At 37.8% G+C, this 19,905-nt stretch carries 19 protein-coding genes and 3 tRNA genes; 9 read left to right on the plus strand and 13 right to left on the minus strand.

The genetic code is table 11. From position 1 onward, the window contains the following. Window positions 1–8 precede the first annotated feature (8 nt). The 7 genes from H4K35_RS01455 to H4K35_RS01485 form a co-directional block, all read right to left on the minus strand. The gene (locus H4K35_RS01455) at window positions 9–1,190 is read right to left on the minus strand and encodes a multidrug effflux MFS transporter (protein WP_182625606.1); all 1,182 of its coding nucleotides are present in this window, start codon (window positions 1,188–1,190) and stop codon (window positions 9–11) included. A gap of 69 nt (window positions 1,191–1,259) precedes the next feature. Then, window positions 1,260–2,132, minus strand: a complete 873-nt coding sequence (gene fabD / locus H4K35_RS01460) for an ACP S-malonyltransferase (protein WP_182625607.1) — start codon at window positions 2,130–2,132, stop codon at window positions 1,260–1,262. A gap of 108 nt (window positions 2,133–2,240) precedes the next feature. Next, complete coding sequence (locus tag H4K35_RS01465) at window positions 2,241–4,334, minus strand: peptidylprolyl isomerase (RefSeq protein ID WP_182625608.1); 2,094 nt, start codon at window positions 4,332–4,334, stop codon at window positions 2,241–2,243. 284 nt (window positions 4,335–4,618) lie between these two features. Continuing rightward, a complete protein-coding gene (locus tag H4K35_RS01470; protein WP_182625609.1) occupies window positions 4,619–4,819 on the minus strand; it encodes a hypothetical protein in 201 nt (66 codons plus the stop codon). 3 nt (window positions 4,820–4,822) lie between these two features. Beyond that, window positions 4,823–5,380: an LPS export ABC transporter periplasmic protein LptC gene (lptC, locus tag H4K35_RS01475; RefSeq protein ID WP_182625610.1), complete on the minus strand. Its 558-nt coding sequence runs from the start codon at window positions 5,378–5,380 to the stop codon at window positions 4,823–4,825. Between the two features lie 12 nt (window positions 5,381–5,392). Then, complete coding sequence (locus H4K35_RS01480; protein ID WP_182625611.1) at window positions 5,393–6,658, minus strand: hypothetical protein; 1,266 nt, start codon at window positions 6,656–6,658, stop codon at window positions 5,393–5,395. Next, complete coding sequence (locus H4K35_RS01485) at window positions 6,636–7,385, minus strand: type III pantothenate kinase (protein WP_182625612.1); 750 nt, start codon at window positions 7,383–7,385, stop codon at window positions 6,636–6,638. The genes H4K35_RS01480 and H4K35_RS01485 overlap by 23 nt, the downstream gene beginning before the upstream one ends. Window positions 7,386–7,512: 127 nt before the next feature. On the opposite strand from H4K35_RS01485, the gene H4K35_RS01490 reads away from it, so the two are divergent. The 9 genes from H4K35_RS01490 (at window position 7,513) to H4K35_RS15645 (ending at window position 13,560) form a co-directional block, all read left to right on the plus strand. Continuing rightward, window positions 7,513–7,585: transfer RNA gene (locus H4K35_RS01490), tRNA-Phe, on the plus strand. Window positions 7,586–7,618: 33 nt separating this feature from the next. Continuing rightward, a tRNA-Phe gene (locus H4K35_RS01495) sits at window positions 7,619–7,691 on the plus strand. Between the two features lie 25 nt (window positions 7,692–7,716). Next, window positions 7,717–7,789: transfer RNA gene (locus tag H4K35_RS01500), tRNA-Phe, on the plus strand. Window positions 7,790–8,025: 236 nt separating this feature from the next. Then, entirely contained in the window at window positions 8,026–10,113 is a 2,088-nt protein-coding gene (locus H4K35_RS01505) for a type VI secretion system Vgr family protein (RefSeq protein WP_182625613.1), read from the plus strand. Window positions 10,114–10,115: 2 nt separating this feature from the next. After that, complete coding sequence (locus H4K35_RS01510) at window positions 10,116–10,973, plus strand: hypothetical protein (protein WP_182625614.1); 858 nt, start codon at window positions 10,116–10,118, stop codon at window positions 10,971–10,973. Beyond that, the gene (locus H4K35_RS01515) at window positions 10,966–12,456 is read left to right on the plus strand and encodes a PAAR-like protein (RefSeq protein WP_182625615.1); all 1,491 of its coding nucleotides are present in this window, start codon (window positions 10,966–10,968) and stop codon (window positions 12,454–12,456) included. Before H4K35_RS01510 ends, H4K35_RS01515 begins: the two co-directional genes overlap by 8 nt. Before the next feature lie 27 nt (window positions 12,457–12,483). Then, a complete protein-coding gene (locus H4K35_RS01520) occupies window positions 12,484–13,020 on the plus strand; it encodes a hypothetical protein (RefSeq protein ID WP_182625616.1) in 537 nt (178 codons plus the stop codon). A 29-nt stretch (window positions 13,021–13,049) separates the two neighbouring features. Further along, on the plus strand, window positions 13,050–13,340 hold the full coding sequence (locus H4K35_RS15640) for a hypothetical protein (protein WP_220497637.1): 291 nt from the start codon (window positions 13,050–13,052) through the stop codon (window positions 13,338–13,340). Continuing rightward, on the plus strand, window positions 13,303–13,560 hold the full coding sequence (locus H4K35_RS15645; RefSeq protein ID WP_220497638.1) for a hypothetical protein: 258 nt from the start codon (window positions 13,303–13,305) through the stop codon (window positions 13,558–13,560). The genes H4K35_RS15640 and H4K35_RS15645 overlap by 38 nt, the downstream gene beginning before the upstream one ends. 297 nt (window positions 13,561–13,857) lie before the next feature. Here H4K35_RS15645 and H4K35_RS01530 read toward each other — a convergent pair whose 3' ends face one another. Genes H4K35_RS01530 through H4K35_RS01555 form a run of 6 tightly spaced genes read right to left on the minus strand, consistent with a single transcriptional unit; the run spans window position 13,858 to window position 19,882 of the window. After that, window positions 13,858–14,340, minus strand: coding sequence for a hypothetical protein (locus tag H4K35_RS01530; RefSeq protein ID WP_182625617.1), 483 nt, complete (start codon window positions 14,338–14,340; stop codon window positions 13,858–13,860). 45 nt (window positions 14,341–14,385) lie between these two features. Beyond that, window positions 14,386–15,639 carry a rod shape-determining protein RodA gene (gene rodA / locus H4K35_RS01535; protein WP_182625618.1) on the minus strand — a complete coding sequence of 418 codons (1,254 nt, stop codon included), beginning with the start codon at window positions 15,637–15,639 and terminating at the stop codon, window positions 14,386–14,388. After that, complete coding sequence (mrdA, locus tag H4K35_RS01540; protein WP_182625619.1) at window positions 15,639–17,501, minus strand: penicillin-binding protein 2; 1,863 nt, start codon at window positions 17,499–17,501, stop codon at window positions 15,639–15,641. The genes rodA and mrdA overlap by 1 nt, the downstream gene beginning before the upstream one ends. Next, window positions 17,498–18,019 (minus strand): rod shape-determining protein MreD, encoded by a 522-nt coding sequence (locus tag H4K35_RS01545; RefSeq protein ID WP_182625620.1) that lies wholly within the window; start codon window positions 18,017–18,019, stop codon window positions 17,498–17,500. The genes mrdA and H4K35_RS01545 overlap by 4 nt, the downstream gene beginning before the upstream one ends. Then, window positions 18,012–18,845 carry a rod shape-determining protein MreC gene (gene mreC / locus H4K35_RS01550; RefSeq protein ID WP_182625621.1) on the minus strand — a complete coding sequence of 278 codons (834 nt, stop codon included), beginning with the start codon at window positions 18,843–18,845 and terminating at the stop codon, window positions 18,012–18,014. The genes H4K35_RS01545 and mreC overlap by 8 nt, the downstream gene beginning before the upstream one ends. A gap of 8 nt (window positions 18,846–18,853) precedes the next feature. Then, the gene (locus H4K35_RS01555) at window positions 18,854–19,882 is read right to left on the minus strand and encodes a rod shape-determining protein (RefSeq protein ID WP_060872609.1); all 1,029 of its coding nucleotides are present in this window, start codon (window positions 19,880–19,882) and stop codon (window positions 18,854–18,856) included. Window positions 19,883–19,905 lie beyond the last annotated feature (23 nt).

Below are 19,905 nucleotides of genomic sequence, written 5' to 3' on the forward strand. Positions count from 1 at the left end.
TTTTGCGTTTATATTCTTTTGGTTGTTGTATTAATCAATAACGAACACAGGGCACAAGCGGCCAAGGATAAGGCTACAATGGGCATGGATCCGTTGTTTAAGGTATTCAGCAGTACCGAGGTTAAAAAGGTAAAGGCTAATTGAGACGCACCGAAAAGGGCAGAGGCAATTCCGGATTCTGCTTTAAATGGCGAAAGGGCCAATGTAGTAGATGTAGGGAAGAGCATTCCTAAGGGCAGTACAAAAAAGAAAAGGGGTACAAGCTGGTAATAAATCGATGCTTCTATCAAAATAAATCCAAGTAATAGAAGGGCAGCAATCAGCTGTATGCTCGTTCCTAAGGTGATGATTTGTTTAGGTTCTAGACGTTTTCTCAAAAAAGAAGAGGTAAGGAATGAGCCCAACATCAATCCGCAAGAATTCACCATAAAAACAAGGCTAAAAGCACTGCTGCTCAATCCCCCTACTTCCATTACTAAAACGGGTGAATTGGAAATATAGAGCATCAAGCAACTGAAGGCAATACTCCCAATAAGGGTATAGGTGATAAATGTTTTGTTTTCAAATAACTTGATATAGTTTTGGGCGATTGACTTAACTTCTAGCGTAGGTAGGCGATTCGAAAAGTCTTCTTTTAGGAAGGTAAACGTCATTGCAATACTGAATAGCGCAAATAACCCCATAGCGGTAAAAATATGCGGCCAATCGTAGTGTTCCAATACTGCATTTCCAAGGATGGGCGCAACAATAGGAGCAATGCCTCCTACGAGTGCCAAGATGCTGAATATTTTTAGGGTTTTGTCTTTGTCAAAACGCTTGTTTACAATAGAGCGTGCAATGACTAGTCCACCGCTACTTCCAAAGGCTTGTAAAAAGCGATACACCCACATCATTTTTATATCTGTGACATAAAGACAAGCAAAAGAGGTGAGGATAAAAATGCTTAGCGAAAGGATAATCGGTTTTTTCGCCCCATATTTATCCGAAATTGGCCCCCAAAAGAGTTGACCTACAGCCAAACCCCCTAAGAATGTTGACAAGGAAACTTGAACATAGCTAACCTCGGTTTGTAGATCGGCTGCTATTTTAGTAAAAGCAGGTAAATACATGTCAATGGCTAATGGTCCTAATGCTGTAAGACTCGCCAAGGTAAAAATTAATACCCACTCTTGAAGTGATAATTTCTCCACAATTTATAATGAAATAGAAAATCCTTGATGTTTTGGGATCAAGGATTTTTTGTATTGTTAATTGATTTTTTAGCTATTGAATGTTTCAGCGTCTTTGTCAATTTTCTTGATTAAGCCTGTTAACACTTTTCCAGGGCCTACTTCTGTAAAGCTAGTAGCTCCGTCAGCAATCATTTGTTGAATGGATTGCGTCCATTTTACAGGTGCAGTTAGCTGTACAATTAAGTTCTTTTTGATTACCTCAGGGTCATTTACAGCAGCTGCAGGTACATTTTGATATACGGGACAACTTGGTTGGTTAAATGTAGTTGCTTCAATTGCAGCAGCTAATTCAGCACGTGCAGGTTCCATCATTGGCGAGTGGAAACCACCACCAACAGGAAGTAATAGTGCTCTTTTTGCGCCGGCTTCTTTTAATTTTTCACAGGCTTGTTCTACTGCTCCTGTTTCACCAGAAATAACCAATTGACCAGGGCAGTTGTAATTCGCAGCAACCACTACGCCATCAATCTCCTTGCATACTTGTTCTACGATTGCATCATCTAAACCTAATACAGCAGCCATGGTAGAAGGAGTGATTTCACATGCTTTTTGCATTGCCAGGGCGCGTTGAGAAACTAAACGCAAGCCATCTTCAAAAGCTAAAGTCCCATTGGCAACTAAAGCAGAGAATTCGCCTAATGAATGTCCAGCAACCATCTCCGGCTTAAAGTTTTCGATTGTTTTAGCTAAAATCACCGAATGTAAAAATACAGCAGGCTGCGTAACTTTTGTTTCTTTTAATTGTTCTGCAGTTCCTTCAAACATAATGGCTGTAATATCGAAGCCAAGAATGTCATTTGCTTTGTCGAATAACTCTTTTGCAATCGGCGAGCTTTCGTATAAATCTTTACCCATTCCTGTGAATTGAGCACCTTGACCAGGGAAAACGTATGCTTTCATATGTATAGTATTAATATATAGGTTCGGGGGCAAAAATAAGGTATTTTTCTTAGTTAAACGAAAAGGAATAAAAAAAGCCACCTAAACATAGGTGGCTTTTGGTATGATTTATTGGATAATTCCAATGCGATTGTCTTTAATTTTTGCTTGATCTTTTAAAGCTTGTAATGCTTTACTCGAAGCACTTGCGCGAACTACGTTATCCGTTTTTGTTCTGTAGCTATTATAGTGATCTAATTCTGGTGCAGGATTAATTCTCGTTGTTTTTACCATGTAAACTCCTTTAATACCATCGATCAATTTTGAGTTTTGGTTTACAGGTGTTCCAAATGCAGTACCTACTACTAATGGTTCGTTTCCGATATTTGTAATTAATGGATTTTGTCTTGTTACATCCATGATTACTGCAACAGAAGCATTGGTTTGTTTTGATACTTCTTCAACGGTTGAAGCAGTCATTTTTTGTCTGATGATTACTGCTTTTTTCTCGTTCATTAAAATAGGTTCTACTATTTTTCTAGCCTCTTTAATCGGCAATAAACCAGTATCGTTTTTCGACGTTAATTTTGCAATGATGTATCCGTCAGGAATATCAAAACGCTTCACATCTCCGTCTTTAGAATCTTTGTTAAATGTCCATGAAACGATTTCGCTTCTAGATCCAACTGCTTGTAAGTACTCGTCAAAAGGACGAACAGTTACATCTTGTTGAACGATTGCATTTGCTTTTTCTGCTTCTGCCACAAAGTTAGCTGTGCTCGCTGCAGATTCAATTGCTGTTGCTTTTGCGAATGTTTCATCAGCAGTCGTTTCAGAAGCTTCTACTTTTCTAGCTAAAGTAGCAATTTGTACTCCTTCAGACTTTCCTAACACTTGAATCACGTGGAAACCATAATTTGTTTCTACAACACCTATTTTACCAGGGGCATTGTTGAAAATGAAATCTTCGAATGGTTTCACCATTTGACCTTTGGCAATATCTTCGTATTTACCTCCGTTCGCTTTTGATCCTGGATCTTCTGATTCAGCACTTGCTAATTCAGCAAAGTTAGCAGCAGTAGCTTTTTTCAAAATTTCGTCTGCTTTAGCTTTAGCTTCTTCTTTTGTTCTTGTTGCTGCACTTTGTGGTGCCCCAGCATAAGAAATCAAAATGTGAGCTGCGTTTACTCGAGCACCTGGTTTTTTACCTACGATACGAGAAATACAGTAGTGGTCATTAAATAAATAAGGACCGAATACTTCTCCTGCTTGAAGGTTGTATAGTTGTTCTTGGTACTCTAATGGTAGATCTTTTTTCGCGTAGTATACACTGTCAAATTTCACATCAGAATTCGCGTTAACGAAAGCAGCTAAGTCTTTAGTTGCTTTAAATCCTGGGATTGTATCGTTCTTTTTTGTTTCCGCATTGTACTGCACTGTAGGTAGTAAAAATGCTTCTACTTTTTCTTTGATCTCTTCTTTGTCTTTGTCTGACGGTTTGTTCTCGATGTAAGCGTAAGTCAATTCACGTGTAGGTTCAGATTTGAATCTATTTTCGTGTTTTTTCATGTAGCTAACGATTTCATCATCGCTTACTTTAGCTTCGTCATCGTTGATAGTGCTATAAGGAACCGTAACGTAATCAAAAGTTACTTTGCTGTTTTCTCCTTGGTATGAGTATTTCGCTTCTGTTTGAGTAGTGTAAATACCACCTTTAACCATAGCGTTATACATTTGTTGTAAACCAAATTTCTCTAGTTCAACTTCGTAATTTAACCAAGCTTGCCATTGCTCAGGACCGGCTTGTTTCATTGCCATCACCCAAGCGTTAAACTTAGCCATGTCAAATTGTCCCAATTGATTTTGGAACTCAGGACTATTAGCAAACATAGGGTTGGTTTTCACTACGTTTATTAATTGGTCTTTTCCAATTTGCAAACCTAATTTTTCGAATTCGGTTTGTAGCAGTATATTATTCACTTCGTTATTCCAAACCATTTGAAAGGCTTGATTTCTGCTCATTTGATTCCCTTGCTCTGCTTGGGAAACTTTTTGCTGAAAGACTTGCGTATTGATGTCCTCACCATTCACGCTTCCAATATTTCTCGAAGTATCAGCACCACCGCTTCTAACTACGTCTCCAATAACGAATGCTAATAACGCAATACCAATTACTGCAATTAACAGCGCCGACTTTTGTCTAATTTTTGATAAAACTGCCATGTTTTTTTATTATGTGTAATTTTTTTCAGAGAGCGAAAATACAATTATCTCTTTAATAATAAAAGGGGTAAACCCATTATTTTGAAGAAAGAATGCCTTTCTCAATGAATTTTACTGTTAAAAAATAAAATTTTTTACTTAAAGCTTGATTCTAGCTCGTAAAAATCAGTCTTTAGGTAAGGGAAAAAGATAAAATTATAAAAAATAATAGACAAGCGAATGCACAAAAAAAAATCGTCTAGCTATATATTGCTCGACGATTTCTTGATATTTTGTATTGAAAGTTATTTTTTCTTGTAGTGATCTACCATTCGCTTACTGTATTTTCTTCTGAAGAAAAACATGAAAATACACAAAGCGGCGGCGGCAAAACTCAACCAATAGGCTGAGAAAGGTTCATTTACTGCAATTTTTGTGATTGCGTCATATATGAATAGACCGGCAATGAATAGGTAAAGGAACGGTATAATTTGTAGTGCTTTCATAATCTAGTTTTCTTTTTTAATACTTTCTGCGTAGCTGTTTCTAGCTTTAATTACGTTGAGTTTTCCATCAAAATCAACGCCTACGCCTTGGGTAAAGTTTTCTTTGTCTGTCGACGCTTTATATTTTCCGTTGGTGTAAAACCAATCGCGCTTTTGATCGTAATACAGCTGATCTGACTCGAGCTTTTTATTGTCGTGGGTGGTAATAACCACATTGCCTTTTAAATCTACAAGCTCAGTTGTAGTATACTGAATAGCATAATCCGCTACAACTGTATTTTTATTGTTGGATTCGTCAAAGAACGTTAAGTGTATACCCTCAGGAAATTCAGTAAACTTGTATTTTACCGTGGAGTAATCGAGCATTTTTTTGCTCACTAGAATGGCTTTAACTCTTCCTGAATCTACAAATTGACCTTGCATATTCTCCGCGATTCCCGCAGGATAAAACGGTGCTTTGTTGTGTATTTTTTGAATATCTCTAAAATTGCTTTCACAAGACAACAAGCTAAGGACACAAAGTCCTAAAAGAATAAAAGGTGTTTTCTTAGTGAATAACATGCGCAAACGGGATTAGTCAAATTTACGTTTCATAAACCAGAAATCGTTCAAAGATAAACCAATCGATAAGTTGAAATAGTTTTCTTTGATCAATCCACTGCTTTTTGTTCCTCTGTTTCCGTATTCAAGCCCGATATTTACATTCGATAAGGTGCGTCCAAATAACGGGAATCCAGCTCCAACAGATACTGCATAGTCGTCTATACTTTGATTTTTTAACTCCAATCCCGTGTTTTCATAACGGAATCCTGCGCGATATACAACGCGATCGAAATAGCTTGTAAACGAGTTGTATTTCGGGATGTAGAACCCACCAATTGCATAGCGTTTAGTATCTTTAAAGCCAGAATAAGAAGATTGATTCCAACTATTGGCTAATTTGCTGTTTTCAACATAAGTAAATTGTCCTGAAACAAACCATTTTAAATTTTCACCAATACCAGCTCCAAGAGAGAATTCTTGGGGTTTCTTTAAGTTAGTGCTCCCGTTGAAAATTTCTCTTGCGTCAACAATTCCACCATTGGCATTTAAGATTCTTAAATTCGTCAGGTTGTCCGCAGTCAGTTTGGTCTCTGGGCTATACGTTACATTTGCTTGAAAATCATAGCCTTTCAATTTTCCTTTATATTGAACCGCTCCTCGGATTTCGTATCCTTTGTAGTCAATTCTTCGCATTTCGTTTGTGCGGTACGTCAAGGCAAAACCATCTCCAGCATCAATCATGGTTATTAAGTTCATGTGTTTGGTGTTACCAAAGAAATAGCTCGCTTGCACACCTACCTGAAAATTCTTGTTGATTTCATATCCAGCACCTAAGAAAACGCGGTTAATTCCACCTTCTCCTTCTAGTTGATTGTTGGTGATCTGGTTGAGTTCGTTGGTTTTTACACTTTCGATTTTATATCCAACATTTGAATACGGTTGCAATCCAAAAATTACGCTGTATTTCTTAGATAGGGGTAATCCTAAAGCAAAATAATCAAGAGATTGACGTTTGATATTGTCCGAACTTTGATCCGATTTGAAATTATAGAATTTTGAGGTACTTCCAACCGAAAAGGTCGTAGCCTTTAGTTGGCTAATAGCAGCAGGGTTCAGTAAGTTTAGGTGTAAACTATCTGAATAGACACTATTACCTCCCATAGCTTTATATTCATTTGTACCATTGTAACCTAAATCTCCAATTCCGTAAAACGAATAAGGAGACGCAGTTCCTTGCTGAGCGAAAGCTTGAGCGGATAAAATAAGGCTAAAGCTAAGAATGATTCTTTTTATCATTTTCAATTATGTATTGATATATATGGTTCAAACTTTCAGAAAGAAAGTTTGGATTAGCAAATATTATATTTTTTAATCTTTTTGCCAAAAAAACTGTATCACCTCCCGTTAAAATTATTGTTAAATCAGGATATTCTTTTTTATAACGGTCAATAATATTGTCAATTTCTGCAACAATTCCATTGATAACGCCAGATTGAATCGATTCGTGTGTATTTTGGCCAATGAAATACGAAATATCTTCCATTTCCAATAAAGGCAGTTTTGCGGTATAATCATTTAAGGCTTTATACCTCAGTTGCAATCCTGGAGAAATTGATCCACCGAGGTATTCATTGTTCGCATTGACAAAGTCGTACGTAATACAAGTACCTGCGTCTATAATCAATCGCGCTACCTGAGGGTATTGAATAGAGGCGCCAGCAGCAGCAACTAATCGATCCATGCCTAAGGTGTGAGGTGTTTTATATTTATTGATCAAAGGTAGGGGCGTACTAGGTGTAATTTGGGTTAATTCTGTGTTTTTTTTAAGCCAATCAAGCAAGGAAGTATCCAACTGTCCCACGCTAGCCAAGACAATTTTTGGCTTTTCGCTATTTTTTTTTAAAAAAAACAATAATTCTTTCTGAATGTTTTTCGTCGAAAGGTACTCGGTTTTTAAAAGGCTATCGTTTTCAAACATAGCGAGTTTGGTTCTTGTATTACCAATATCAAGGGTGTAGATCATGTTTACTTTGCTTTGTTGAACAAAGATAATTAAAGAAAAATTGACTTAGATGTTTTGTAAGAATAAAAAAGTATTATATATTTGCAACCGCTTAAGAGAACAAAAGTTCACTTACTAAAAGCCAATTGGTGCCTTAGCTCAGTTGGTAGAGCAAAGGACTGAAAATCCTTGTGTCCCTGGTTCGATTCCTGGAGGCACCACAAAATTAGCTTTTAGTATCTTAGTTTAAAACTGGTGCCTTAGCTCAGTTGGTAGAGCAAAGGACTGAAAATCCTTGTGTCCCTGGTTCGATTCCTGGAGGCACCACAAATTTTAAACTAAACAAGCACTGGGTGCCTTAGCTCAGTTGGTAGAGCAAAGGACTGAAAATCCTTGTGTCCCTGGTTCGATTCCTGGAGGCACCACACAAGTAAAAAACCGAAAACATTTGTTTTCGGTTTTTTTTTGTTTAAAATTTATTTAACCGTATACAAGATCTCCTATAAGTCATCCCATACCTATTTTAAGGACTTTAAAAAAATAATAATTTTTGCCAAATGCTATATTATTTCAACTATTTCTCTGTAGGGGCTTAGTTGTTGTGTTTTACTTCTAAAAAGGAGTTGTTTTTGAACAACAAACGAATAGAAGCGTAACCAATATGAAAGTAAACACACAAAAAAATCAAAGAAACAAAAGCGATCAGATCGATACAGTGTATCAGCATGATATCGAAGATGTTGTATCCCAGTTTGCAGCTTTGTCAATTCAAGATCAAGGGGAATCCAGCGCAGAACTATCTAGGGATGAATCAACTAATGCAACGGCTATTTTAGATCACTATCTGCCAGGGGTCAACCATCTTGTAGCGTTGACGATTGTTGTAGAGGGAGAGGTAATACGACAGTATAAGAAATTAGTGCTCAAACAACACATAAAAACGCATCATGAATTTGTCCTAGAACTTGCTGTTGATTCATTTAAGGATGAAACCTATGAAATGAAGCAGACTCAAAATTTGTTGGGCAAACGCATTTTAATTACAATTCATTATAAGCATATCCTGGATAAACCTGAGCGAGATTTTTATGGAGTTATTACAGACGTTTGTTTCCAGCAAGCATATGGGAGCCAAGGATATGTAGTATTAAAAGGAAATAGTCCTACTATTTTGTTAGATCGAGCTCCCAATATTCAAAGTTTTGGAGGTGATCAACCAGCTTCTCTTACCTCTATTGTAAGTGATCTATTAAGAGAAGGCTATGAAAATAACGGAAAATACAAGTCTGTTGTTCGGTCGAGTAAAAACTGTAAAATCTCTTATAGTTGTCAATACAATGAAACCCCTTATAATTATTTAGCACGCACAGCAGAAGCTTATGGAGAGCAGTTTTTTTACGATGGAGAACAGCTGTATTTCGGGGACTTGCCTGCGGGTGAAAAACCAATTAAACTGGTGTATGGGCGCGATGTTGAGAATATAGAAATTCGCATACAAGCCCGACACGTTACTCGTTTGTTATATGGGTATAACAGTGAAACAAATAAAAAATTAAGCGCTTCGAGCAATACTTCCTTGAAGCTAAAAGGGGCCTTGGCCCAAACGGCTTATCAAAAGTCAGAACGTATATTTACCACTCCTTCTTTGCAGTTAGTGCCAGTCGATGCCTCAACCGATCAAGAGGTACAACAGGCACAAAGGGGAGTCGTTGGGAGTGAGGGACTTGATGTGTTTGTTATATCAGGGGAAACAACGGTTCCTTTTCTATATCCAGGTTGTATTGTGATGCTCGATATGCTCGATGGAGTAACTAAGGAACTCAATCACTTCACCACATTGATGATTACAGCGATAGTTCATTCTGTTGACACATTAGGTCAATATCAGGGACGTTTTGAAGCAGTAGATGCACAAGCAGAGTTTATTCCGCGAATCGACTATACGTTGCCCTTAGCTGAACAGCAGATCGCTACAGTTGTAAGTCATGCAGATCCATTGCAAATGGGACGCGTACAAGTACAATTTGACTGGCAATATAGGGATCAACATACAACGTGGATCAGAGTGATGTCACCCGATGCAGGTCACAGCGATCAGGGCGGTAAGAATAGAGGTCTAGTAGCCATTCCCGAAGTGGGGGATCAAGTTATGGTGGGATTTGTGGGCAATCATCCTGATCGCCCTTTTGTATTAGGTGGATTGTTTCACGGAGAAGCTGCTGCAGGTGGCGGAAAAGATAACAACAATAGGAGCTTTAGTAGCAAAAGTGGCAATGCATTGAAATTTAACGATGCTGAGGGCAGTGTAACACTCCATGATAAAGGAACGGTAAATCAACTCTTTGATGGAGATGGAAATGCCGTTATACGAGCAGATAAAAATCATACCATTCATGCAGGTAATGCCCATATCCTATCTGTCGGGGCAACAGAAGAACAACCCCCTCAATCTGCGATTAAAGCCGATGCTGAAGGAAACATCCTCATTGAAGCAAGAACGAGTATTTCCCTTCAAGTTGGAAAAAATAGAATTTCCATCGACAAGGAGGGAGTAGTCACTGTGGCTGAATGTGGAAATATAGAAACCCTTGCAAAAAATGGAGGAATAAGTATCAAAAGTACCTCTGATAATGTAACGGTTGAAAGTGAAACAGCCGTATTATGTGTAAAAGGGGCAACGGAGACCAATTTAGGAGGCGGTTCTACTACGAATCTAACAGGAGGTGTTGTAAATACGAATGAGATATAAGGATGGAAGAGCATAAACCACATTTCAGTAGGCTGAATGAAACAAGTGAAATATTCACTTATCTCGTTCAGGGCAAATCTCAAACAAGAGTGGGAACAATCTTTATCGAAAATGAGTATTCTTCGACTGTTCATTATAAAGAGGTCGTTAGGAAAAACAAAAGGTTTGTAACTTACCAAGAAGAAGATTTCCAGCAGACTTGTACTGGACTTGTATTTCAACTTACTGCTAGATTAAATCGCATTCTTTCCAATTATGAGGTGAGATTGAACGAAAATTACGAAGTTGAAGAAATCGTTAACCATCCTGCTATTTTAGCTAAATGGAAGCTAGAAAAAAATGAACTCAAAGAGCAATTTAAGGTCATACCTGATAGTGAAGAGTTATTTGATCAGTATGAACAGGTTCTTCAAGAGGAAGAAAAACTCAGACAAATGTTGTTTTACACAGGATTCCCTCCACTTTTTTTTCCGCGTATTAAACACCTGTTAAACGCGATTGATGCGTCCAAAAAGTATGAGCGCAAGAAAGTGTTGGCAGAAAACTCATTAGGATTAGAGCTCCCCATAGTAGAGGAATTATGCATAGAGAAGATAAACCAAAAGCAATTTGTGGCTACAATAAAAGGAACATTGGATGTAGATGCAATTCCTGATGAAAAAGAGTTTTTGTTTATTTTCCAATCGCTCTGTGGAGAAGATAAAACGTTAACTGATTTACTCTTTAAATCTAAAGCATACTATGTGTTTGATGCATTTCGCTCCTATCAGACCGCTGCAATAAATGAGCACTTTGAGGTTAAAGGCATGTGCTTTAAGAAAGAGGAGTACTCATTTATCAAAAAAGGAAAACATGAGTGAAGAACATAAAAAGTACGTTCCTGAGGGAGTTTTCTTAGTCTGTGACAAAGGCGGTATGCCTTCTCAGTTAGTCGCCAATAAGCGCAATGTAAAAGTTTATGGATTAACTCAAGTAACAGCGCAAGACAATGTTTTTGGTAAAAATATACTTCCTTTTGGCAGTTGTACAACTTTACAAGGGCCATGCGCTTTTAGCCGTGTGCTTTGGTCTAAAGAAAAGAAAGGAAATTATTATATCAATGGAGAAAAGCCCCTATTAGAACATTCCGAAGCAAGTTGTTCAGTTGGAGGAGGGAGTATTAAGTTGTACTTCGATCAATACGATGCCGAAAAAGCAGGAAAGAAGAACCAGGAGCAATCCAGTGATTCAGCTGCGACATCCTCTGTTTTATTGGATGTTTTTTTAACAGGGAATCTAGCGACGATATGGAAGTTAACCTCAAGTGATTGTAGGACTGTGGAAGGAGCAAATTGTGGAGGTAAAAAAGGAATAGAAGGGGCCGCAAATTACCTAATGGAAGATATGTGGAAGACAGAAGTATGGAAATTCACCCAAGACAATCATCTAGTTGTTGGGGTGTCTTGCGCCTTATCAAGTGCTACGCCTGGAGTAGATACTTCCGATTTTTTCTTAGGTTGGCTGGATGTTAGCTGTAATGCTAACCTGACAAAGAATAAAGTTGCACTAGAAGCAGGGCTTGAACGTGCGGTTCATAAAACGATAGAAAACTACAAGCAAGAGTATTTAGAGACTGATGTCAAAACTGCGGTATTGGTAAATTACGCCGTTGTGGAAATTACAAGGGGACCCCAAGCAAGGGGAGAAGTGTCTCAAGCGTTCAAGCATTCGGCAGAAGCTTTGGTCGGTCAAGAAAGAATAGCGCAAGTATCGGCAAATGTTAGTAAATTTGTTAGAGCTGTTCGAGGGGGTATGCTGAGGGTAGTACGTGTTGGAGGAAAAGTAATTGCGTTTTTTTATCCATTGACGCAAGAGGTACTCGACGAAGCAATACGAGTTGTAAAAACTACGTCTGCCAACAATAGAGGACCCTGCTTGTCTGGTTTATATGACCCTGCTTCTAAAAAAACGTTTTATGGACTTAATTTTAAGAAAAACGCAACCGGTAAAGCGGACTATTATAAATGGATTGAAGCCCCATCTATTGAGGGTGGAGCGGATGATATCATTAAACAATTAGTTAAAGGGTATGACGAAAAAATAAAGCGGGGAGAAATTGTATTAAGTGAAGTGACGGATAGGAAGTATGCCGCACATTCAGAGCTCAGAGCTTTAGATCAGGCAATTAAAGCAAGACGAGAAGCTGGTATTCCCGTCGACCATAACGCTATAAAAGAGATGAGTCTAAGTAATAGGGATTTACAACCCAAAGTGATAGAAAGAAATAATACCCCTCCACTTAAAGCTAGATGTCAGAATTGTGAATATTTGACCAATGGCGTTCAACTTAATGGTCATAATTAAAAAAGGAAAACAGTGAATAAAAACAGCATGAGATTAGAAGATACTGACCGTTGTCTTTATGTAGAAGATGATGTAAATGGAGAATCGGTTTATTATTTAGATCCAGCCTTAACTCTGCCTTATACAGGAGTGATTTATACTACATATAGAGGAAAAATAGAAAGTGAAGCAGTTTATTTTCAAGGACTAAAGAACGGATTAGAATATGTGTATAATGAGGAGGGGGAAATAATACAAATTGATGAATGTAGAGGCAATGTACAGTTCGGAATTTCTAAAGAATTTGAAAACAATAGATTGAGCTCGATCTCTATTAATTATAATAATAGCTGGGTGAAAGTGCTGTATGTAGGGGAGAATTGTGAAATAATAGATACTCAAAAATACTACTATGATGTGACTAAAGGGGATGAAGTTCCTCAAGGAAATGCGTCTTTGACACGGATGCCCTATGAGTGTTTGCCTAGCTACATCCGATTATTGTTGGAATTATCAGATCAGGAGTTAGTTGATTACGAGTTTAAGGATGAGAATCCCTATTTAAGACCGCCATATACTATTTAGATAGAAGTATAATCACAGCTAAGAAAAATATGATCGCAGCAGTAGACGTGTATTATTGTGACACGAGAGCAAAAGTAGTAGCTGTATTGTTTGAATCTTTTCAATCAGAAACACCTACAGCAATCATAGAAAAGATGATGTCCCCTCAAAGAGCGTATGAAGCTGGGGCGTTTGATAAACGTGAATTGCCTTGTGTTCTAGCAGTACTTGATACGATTAAACAAGAGGATATTGAGGTTATCTTGATCGATGGATATGTCTATATAGATGAAGCTAAAACGGATGGTTTTAGGCAGTTATCTCTTTCAAGCTCTAGGTGAAAAAACTCCTGTAATAGGAATCGCAAAGTCTTACTTCTTTACGGCATCGAATCTTGTAAAAGAAGGGTACAGAGGCACAAGTAAAAAACCATTATATGTTACGGCAGTAGGTATTGATTTAGATGAAGCGCACCAAGCTATTCAGCAGATGTATGGTGAATATAGAATTCCCTATCTCTTAAAACTAGTGGATTCAGAAACGATGAAGGCCGAAGGCTAAAGCTTCCGTTTTTTTATTCTTATATGGACCATTGAGGTAGGAAATGCATCATGTTATAAGTGAAAAAGCATCTTTGTTGAAAGTGTAGGACCAAAGGAATAGGTATGGACATACAAATAAGTTAAGCATATTTAGCTGTTCCAATAGGCATACGAGGCTCAGTAGTACTATGAGTATAGTTCAAATGCTGTAGATATAGCAGAATAAGGCTCGGTTTAAAATAATTTTGAAAAACAACAGAAAAGCGAAAATTCATAAAAAGGAAAAGCGAAACATCAGTTTCGCTTTTCCTTTTTCTTATTTTGTTAAGGCTTCATATTTGTATTCTTCCGCTTTGATGTCAAATTCCAAATTAGCTATTTCTGTTTGGTATTTGTGCAATTTTGTTTTGATTTTTAATTCCTCAATAGGAGCAATTTTACCTAAAGCCATATCGCGATTATACGCATCGTTCTCTTTGTTGTATTTGATCGTGATTTTATTCAATTTAGCGGTTGCTTTTTGAATGTTTTTTTGCGTCTTAGCAATTTCCTTTTGCTTTTTAATTTCAGCCTTTCTCTCGCGTTCAATTTGCTTTTGCTCTTGTTTGAAAGCTTTGAGTTCAGCTGCACTCATTGTGGCCTCAGTAGTAGGTTTTTCTTCTACTTTGCTCTCCACTACTTGGTAAGCCGGAACTTCTGGTAAAACAGTTGTTTCAGTGTTTGTTTTCTCTGCTTCTTGTGCGTGAATGCTCGTTGAGCCAAGGAGTAATAATCCAGCGATAAAAAATGTTTTTTTCATTTTCTTCTTCTCTATTTTTGTTTTTATTGTTGTTCAAAGTAACTGCTACCATTCATTAATTCTATTAGCATCTAGCTTTAAAAAGATGAATAGCAATAAGGTAAAGGCAATTAAACTCGAACCTCCATAAGAAAAGAAGGGAAGTGGTACACCAATCGTAGGAAAGAGTCCTACGAGCATGGTGATGTTAAAGGCAAAGTGAATGAATAAAAAACTCACAACGCAATAACCATAGACTCTATTGAATCGTTTTTTCTGTTTTTCTGCTAAGTAAATCAAACGAAAAAATAAGCAAAGAAACAAGACGATAATTGTACTAGAGCCGACGAATCCCCATTCCTCTCCAACTGTTGTAAAAATATAATCGGTGTGTTGCTCAGGCACAAAGCCACCTTTGGTCTGAGTTCCTTGGAGGAAACCAGTGCCTTGCCATCCACCTGAACCAATGGCAATTTTCGATTGATTTAAATTATATCCTTCGGCTTGGAGGTCTACATTTTCGCCTAGTAATACGTTTATTCTATCCTTTTGATGGGGTTCAAGTACATTGTCATATACATAATCAACCGATAGAACAAAGCCGGACATTACGGTGGCTAAAATAAGATAAATAAAGGGGTTTCTATTGATGTTTTTGTTAAAATAGTAGTGTAGGAGTGTTAATAAAGCAATGGTTGTGATTATTAACGAGGGTTTTACTACTAAAGCCGCAATAAATAAAGCAATTGAAATAAAACCAGACCACAAATACCAAGAGGGAAGACCTTCTCTATATAGTACAAAAACGAGGGAAGCAAATAACATAGCACTTCCTGTGTCGTGTTTTAAGATGAGTAGGGTAGGTATTCCAATAATGATAAAGGCTGTTGCTTGTTCTTTGAACGTCTTTAGCGTTCCTTGGTGATCGGAAAAATACTTGGCCAAGAGTAGGGCAGTGGTGGTTTTTACAAACTCAGAAGGCTGTATTCCCAATCCCCCTATCTGATACCAGTTGGTTTGTCCCTTTACAGACTTACCAAAGACAAATAATCCCAAAATGGAGACTACCCCTAGGATGTAAAAGATCAAGGCGTATTTTTCGTAAAACTTAGTATCAATAGCAAGGATGACAATGATTAGGGGAATACACGTCAATATAAAGACTAGTTGTCGACCGTAAATTTGACTAAAATCAAAAATACTAGCCTCTTCACTGGGCAGTGAGGTAGAGTAAATATTTATCCACCCTGCAACAACAAGTAAAAGGTATAACAAAATCGTTATCCAATCGATGTGTTTTTGTACGCTTCCGCTTCTCATTATTTTTTCTGCTTATCGGCTAAATTGTATAATTGTAAAACTTTGTTGTATTCGCTTTCTAAACTTCCTTCTAACATTCGCTTTTCCAAATCGGGGCGAACAATTTCTGGGAGTAAATATTTTTGTATCATCAAGCTCGTAATAGGCGCGGCCCATCGTGCTCCCCAAACTCCATTTTCAATGAATACAGCCACGACAATTTGTGGATCATCAATTGGTGCAAAGGCAACGAATACGGAGTGGTCAGCTAACTGATATCGCTTTCCATTAATACGAGTAAAGTTCTCCACCGTCCCTGTTTTTCCTGCCATTTCCAATTGAGGAACCGCAACACTTCGGCCTGTTCCGATGTGGAATACTTGGTTCATCCCTTGGATAATGGGTTCAAAGTGCTTGGGATCAATAGTCGTTACTTGTTTAGTTACAAATTTTTTATCAATCTTGTGATCTTCAATATCCTTGATGATGTGAGGGGTGTAGTAATATCCGCGATTGGCTACGGCAGCTACCATATTGGCAAGCTGTATAGGCGTGGTAATTACTTCCCCTTGTCCTATGGAATTGGAAATCGTAGTTGTACTTTTCCATCCTTTGTTAGGATACCAACGATCGTAATAGTCAGAATTGGGAATGTGTCCTTTTCGTCCTTCTGGTAAATCATACCCCAAGAACTGACCCAGTCCAAAACTCTCCAAATGTTTACTCCAACGATCAATACCTTCTGCTGGCGTTTTGTATTTTTCAATGATCTTTTTATAGGTTTGTGCAAAGTAGGTATTGCAAGACAGGGCTAAGGCATGACGCAAACTCCAAGTCCCTGAATCGTGACACCCCATCCAAGCTCCACGTCCATAATAAAAGCCTCGGCTACAGCTAAATGCAGTGTGTTCATTGATTACACCTTCTTGTAAGCCAATGAGTCCCGTTAGGATTTTAAATGGTGAACCAGGGGAATACTCTCCTGACAATACGCGGTTGTACAGCGGTTTGGCTAAGGAGTCATTGTAAAGTTTGGTGTAATTTTTAGAGCGTTCTCTCCCTACTAATAAGCCCGGATCATACGAGGGTGCATTAATAAGCGCTAAGATTTCTCCCGTTTTGGGTTGAATGGCCACAATTCCTCCGCGCTTGTTATTCATTAAAAGCTCCCCATAGGCTTGTAATTCCTGATCGATGGTCAGGGTGATATCACTACCTTTGATGGATATTGTATCATAAATACCGTCCTTAAAGGAGCCAATTTCACGATTAAAACGATCGCGTTGAATGTATTTTACTCCTTTTGTTCCGCGTAGAATCTCTTCATATTGTTGTTCAACTCCTTGAATACCAATTAAATCTCCTGATCGGTAGTAAGGGTTTCTCTTGATGTTATCTTCGTTTACTTGTCGGATGTAACCAAATATATTTGCACCTGTGTTAACTTGATAGTCTCTTAACGAACGTTTTTGTACGTAAAATCCGTTGAAATGGCGGATTTTTTCTTGAAAAGCCGCATACTCTGACTTGCTTAATTGAGCTAGAAATACAGAGGGTAAGCGCGGGCTGTAAACCGTTGCTTTTTGCAGTTTTGTCTTGAAATCATCCAGGGATACATCCAATAGCTTGCACAACGCAAGGGTATCAATATCCTTTACCTCACGTGGAATAACCATAATGTCGTACGAGGGTTGATTCGCAACGAGTAATTTTTTATTTCGATCGAATATATAGCCTCTTTCAGGGTATTCATAGACGATTTTTAAAGCGTTGTTTTCCGATTTTTTGATATAGGTGTCATCTACGACCTGTAAATAGAACAGTCGAATAAGAATGGTTATAGTTACTGTAACTATGATAATAGGTAGTAATAACTTTCTCATCGCTTAGATGGTTTAATCAAGTACAAGATAAGAATACAGCTGAGCAAAGTCGATAGCGTCGTTAGCAACGTGCGCAATAAGATTTCTAAGATGAAATTAAATCGAAGAAATTCTAAGGCGAATAAAACGACATGGTGAATTACAACGGTAAAAATTAGGTAACCGAATACCTCCATCGAAGAAAATAGATCATGGGTTACTTTTTTTAGTACGTTGAGGTTGTGGTATTGGTAACTAATACCAAATGAAAATTTTAGGACCAAAGGCCTACTAAAAGCGAGTAGGAGAGAAGCGGCTGCATGTACGCCCCCAGAATTCTCAAACATGTCTATGGTAAGTCCCAATAGGAAACTCGATACATAGAACAAGGCTTTATTGCCATCTGTAGGATACAAGATGATAAAGAGAATGTAGGGAAAGGGATTTATAAAAGAAAATAAATCCAGGTTGTTAAATATTAATACTTGCGCTATTAATAAGATAACAAAGCGAGTTATATTTGAAATAGCACTATTCATTGCGCGTTGCTTCTTCTAGTTCGTTAATTTCTTCAAGGTCGTTATTTTTAATCACATATACATACCCTAAGTTTGTCATGTCATTAAAAAGTTTGACTTCAATAGTAAAGTAATTCGAGCTTTCTGTAGTATAAGCCTTTTCAATGGTACCAATGGGGATATTTTCTGGGAAGATATCTGAAATACCACCCGTAACGATTGTGTCTCCTTGAAAGAGTTCAGCTAAGCGGGGAATATCATTCAATTGAACGTATCCAGTGCTTTTACCGTCCCATTGTAGGGTTCCAAAATGATTGGAGCCTTTAATTTTGGCGTTAATTTTTGATTTGGCATTCAAAATACTTTGTACGGTAGAGTACTTTTTGGAAGATTTTTGAATAATTCCGACAATTCCGTTGCTATTGATTACTCCTAAATCTTTTGTAATACCTTCTCGTTCTCCTCCTTTGATTGTTAAATAGTTTTCTTTGGTATTGAATTCGTTTTTAATGACTTTGGCTACGATTACGTTGTAAATCTGTTCTTGTTGATCAGGAAGTGGTAATTCGATGGCCACGGAATCCAAAGCGATTGAACTATTAAAGGCTTGTTTTTTTAGTAGGGCATTTTCCAGAACTAAGGCGTCATTTTCTGTCTTTAGACGCATATATTCCTTCAAATCATTTACATTTTCATAGACGTAACCCGTCACACCATTTGCCGAACTAATAAAGGAACTCTTGTGAAAAGTATGGGTTCTCAGTACTAGGGCAAATGATATAACTAAAAGCAGCAAAAACAGTAGTTTCGTACTGTTTTTTATAAAGAAATTAATTATTTGCTGCATAGGTTAGTTTATTTTATCAATACACTTTTGTATTTGTCAATATTTTTGATTGCTAGACCTGTTCCTCGAACAACTGCACGAAGCGGATCCTCAGCAATGTATACTGGTAAATCTGTTTTTTGTGAGATGCGTTTGTCTAAACCGCGCAACATTGAACCTCCACCTGCAAGGTAAATTCCGGTGTTGTAAATATCTGCCGCTAATTCCGGAGGCGTTTGTGATAGGGTTTCCATTACGGCATCTTCGATACGTTGTATTGATTTATCTAATGCTTTTGCGATTTCACGGTATGAAACAGTCACTTGTTTTGGTTTCCCTGTTAACAAGTCACGTCCTTGTACGAGCATATCTTCAGGGGCTGTTTCCAAATCCTCTGTTGCAGCACCAGTTTGAATCTTGATTTTTTCTGCTGTACTCTCTCCAACAAACAAGTTGTGTTGTGTACGCATATAGTAAATGATGTCGTTAGTAAAAACGTCACCAGCAATTTTTACAGACTTATCACACACAATACCACCAAGAGCAATCACAGCAATTTCTGTTGTTCCTCCTCCGATATCAACAATCATGTTCCCTTTTGGCTGCATGATGTCTACACCAATACCAATAGCCGCAGACATTGGTTCGTGTATTAAATAAACCTCTTTACCATTCACTCGCTCACAAGATTCTTTTACCGCACGCATTTCTACTTCAGTAATTCCTGAAGGAATACATACAACCATGCGCAATGCAGGGGTAAACATTTTCTTTCTCAAGGCTGGAATGCTTTTGATAAAGAGGCTTATCATTTTTTCTGATGCGTCAAAATCTGCAATAACTCCGTCTTTTAAAGGGCGTATCGTTTTGATGTTACCATGAGTTTTCCCCTGCATCAAACTCGCTTCTTTACCAACGGCTATTATTTTTCCCGTTGTCCTATCTCTAGCAACGATTGATGGATTGTCAACGACAACTTTGCCATCGTGAATGATAAGGGTATTCGCAGTTCCTAAGTCAATTGCGATATCTTCCGTCATGAAATCAAAAAATCCCATAGATATAAAAGGCTTTTAGAGTT

The organism is Myroides sp. NP-2, from assembly GCF_014145665.1.
GTDB lineage: Bacteria > Bacteroidota > Bacteroidia > Flavobacteriales > Flavobacteriaceae > Flavobacterium.

Coding starts and splice junctions, on each gene's coding strand:
- fabD (WP_182625607.1), bottom strand. CDS start 2,132: ATGAAAGCATACGTTTTCCCTGGTCAAGGTGCTCAATTCACAGGAATG.
- H4K35_RS01465 (WP_182625608.1), bottom strand. CDS start 4,334: ATGGCAGTTTTATCAAAAATTAGACAAAAGTCGGCGCTGTTAATTGCA.
- H4K35_RS01470 (WP_182625609.1), bottom strand. CDS start 4,819: ATGAAAGCACTACAAATTATACCGTTCCTTTACCTATTCATTGCCGGT.
- lptC (WP_182625610.1), bottom strand. CDS start 5,380: ATGTTATTCACTAAGAAAACACCTTTTATTCTTTTAGGACTTTGTGTC.
- H4K35_RS01480 (WP_182625611.1), bottom strand. CDS start 6,658: ATGATAAAAAGAATCATTCTTAGCTTTAGCCTTATTTTATCCGCTCAA.
- H4K35_RS01485 (WP_182625612.1), bottom strand. CDS start 7,385: ATGATCTACACCCTTGATATTGGTAATACAAGAACCAAACTCGCTATG.
- H4K35_RS01505 (WP_182625613.1), top strand. CDS start 8,026: ATGAAAGTAAACACACAAAAAAATCAAAGAAACAAAAGCGATCAGATC.
- H4K35_RS01510 (WP_182625614.1), top strand. CDS start 10,116: ATGGAAGAGCATAAACCACATTTCAGTAGGCTGAATGAAACAAGTGAA.
- H4K35_RS01515 (WP_182625615.1), top strand. CDS start 10,966: ATGAGTGAAGAACATAAAAAGTACGTTCCTGAGGGAGTTTTCTTAGTC.
- H4K35_RS01520 (WP_182625616.1), top strand. CDS start 12,484: ATGAGATTAGAAGATACTGACCGTTGTCTTTATGTAGAAGATGATGTA.
- H4K35_RS15640 (WP_220497637.1), top strand. CDS start 13,050: ATGATCGCAGCAGTAGACGTGTATTATTGTGACACGAGAGCAAAAGTA.
- H4K35_RS15645 (WP_220497638.1), top strand. CDS start 13,303: ATGGTTTTAGGCAGTTATCTCTTTCAAGCTCTAGGTGAAAAAACTCCT.
- H4K35_RS01530 (WP_182625617.1), bottom strand. CDS start 14,340: ATGAAAAAAACATTTTTTATCGCTGGATTATTACTCCTTGGCTCAACG.
- rodA (WP_182625618.1), bottom strand. CDS start 15,639: ATGAGAAGCGGAAGCGTACAAAAACACATCGATTGGATAACGATTTTG.
- mrdA (WP_182625619.1), bottom strand. CDS start 17,501: ATGAGAAAGTTATTACTACCTATTATCATAGTTACAGTAACTATAACC.
- H4K35_RS01545 (WP_182625620.1), bottom strand. CDS start 18,019: ATGAATAGTGCTATTTCAAATATAACTCGCTTTGTTATCTTATTAATA.
- mreC (WP_182625621.1), bottom strand. CDS start 18,845: ATGCAGCAAATAATTAATTTCTTTATAAAAAACAGTACGAAACTACTG.
- H4K35_RS01555 (WP_060872609.1), bottom strand. CDS start 19,882: ATGGGATTTTTTGATTTCATGACGGAAGATATCGCAATTGACTTAGGA.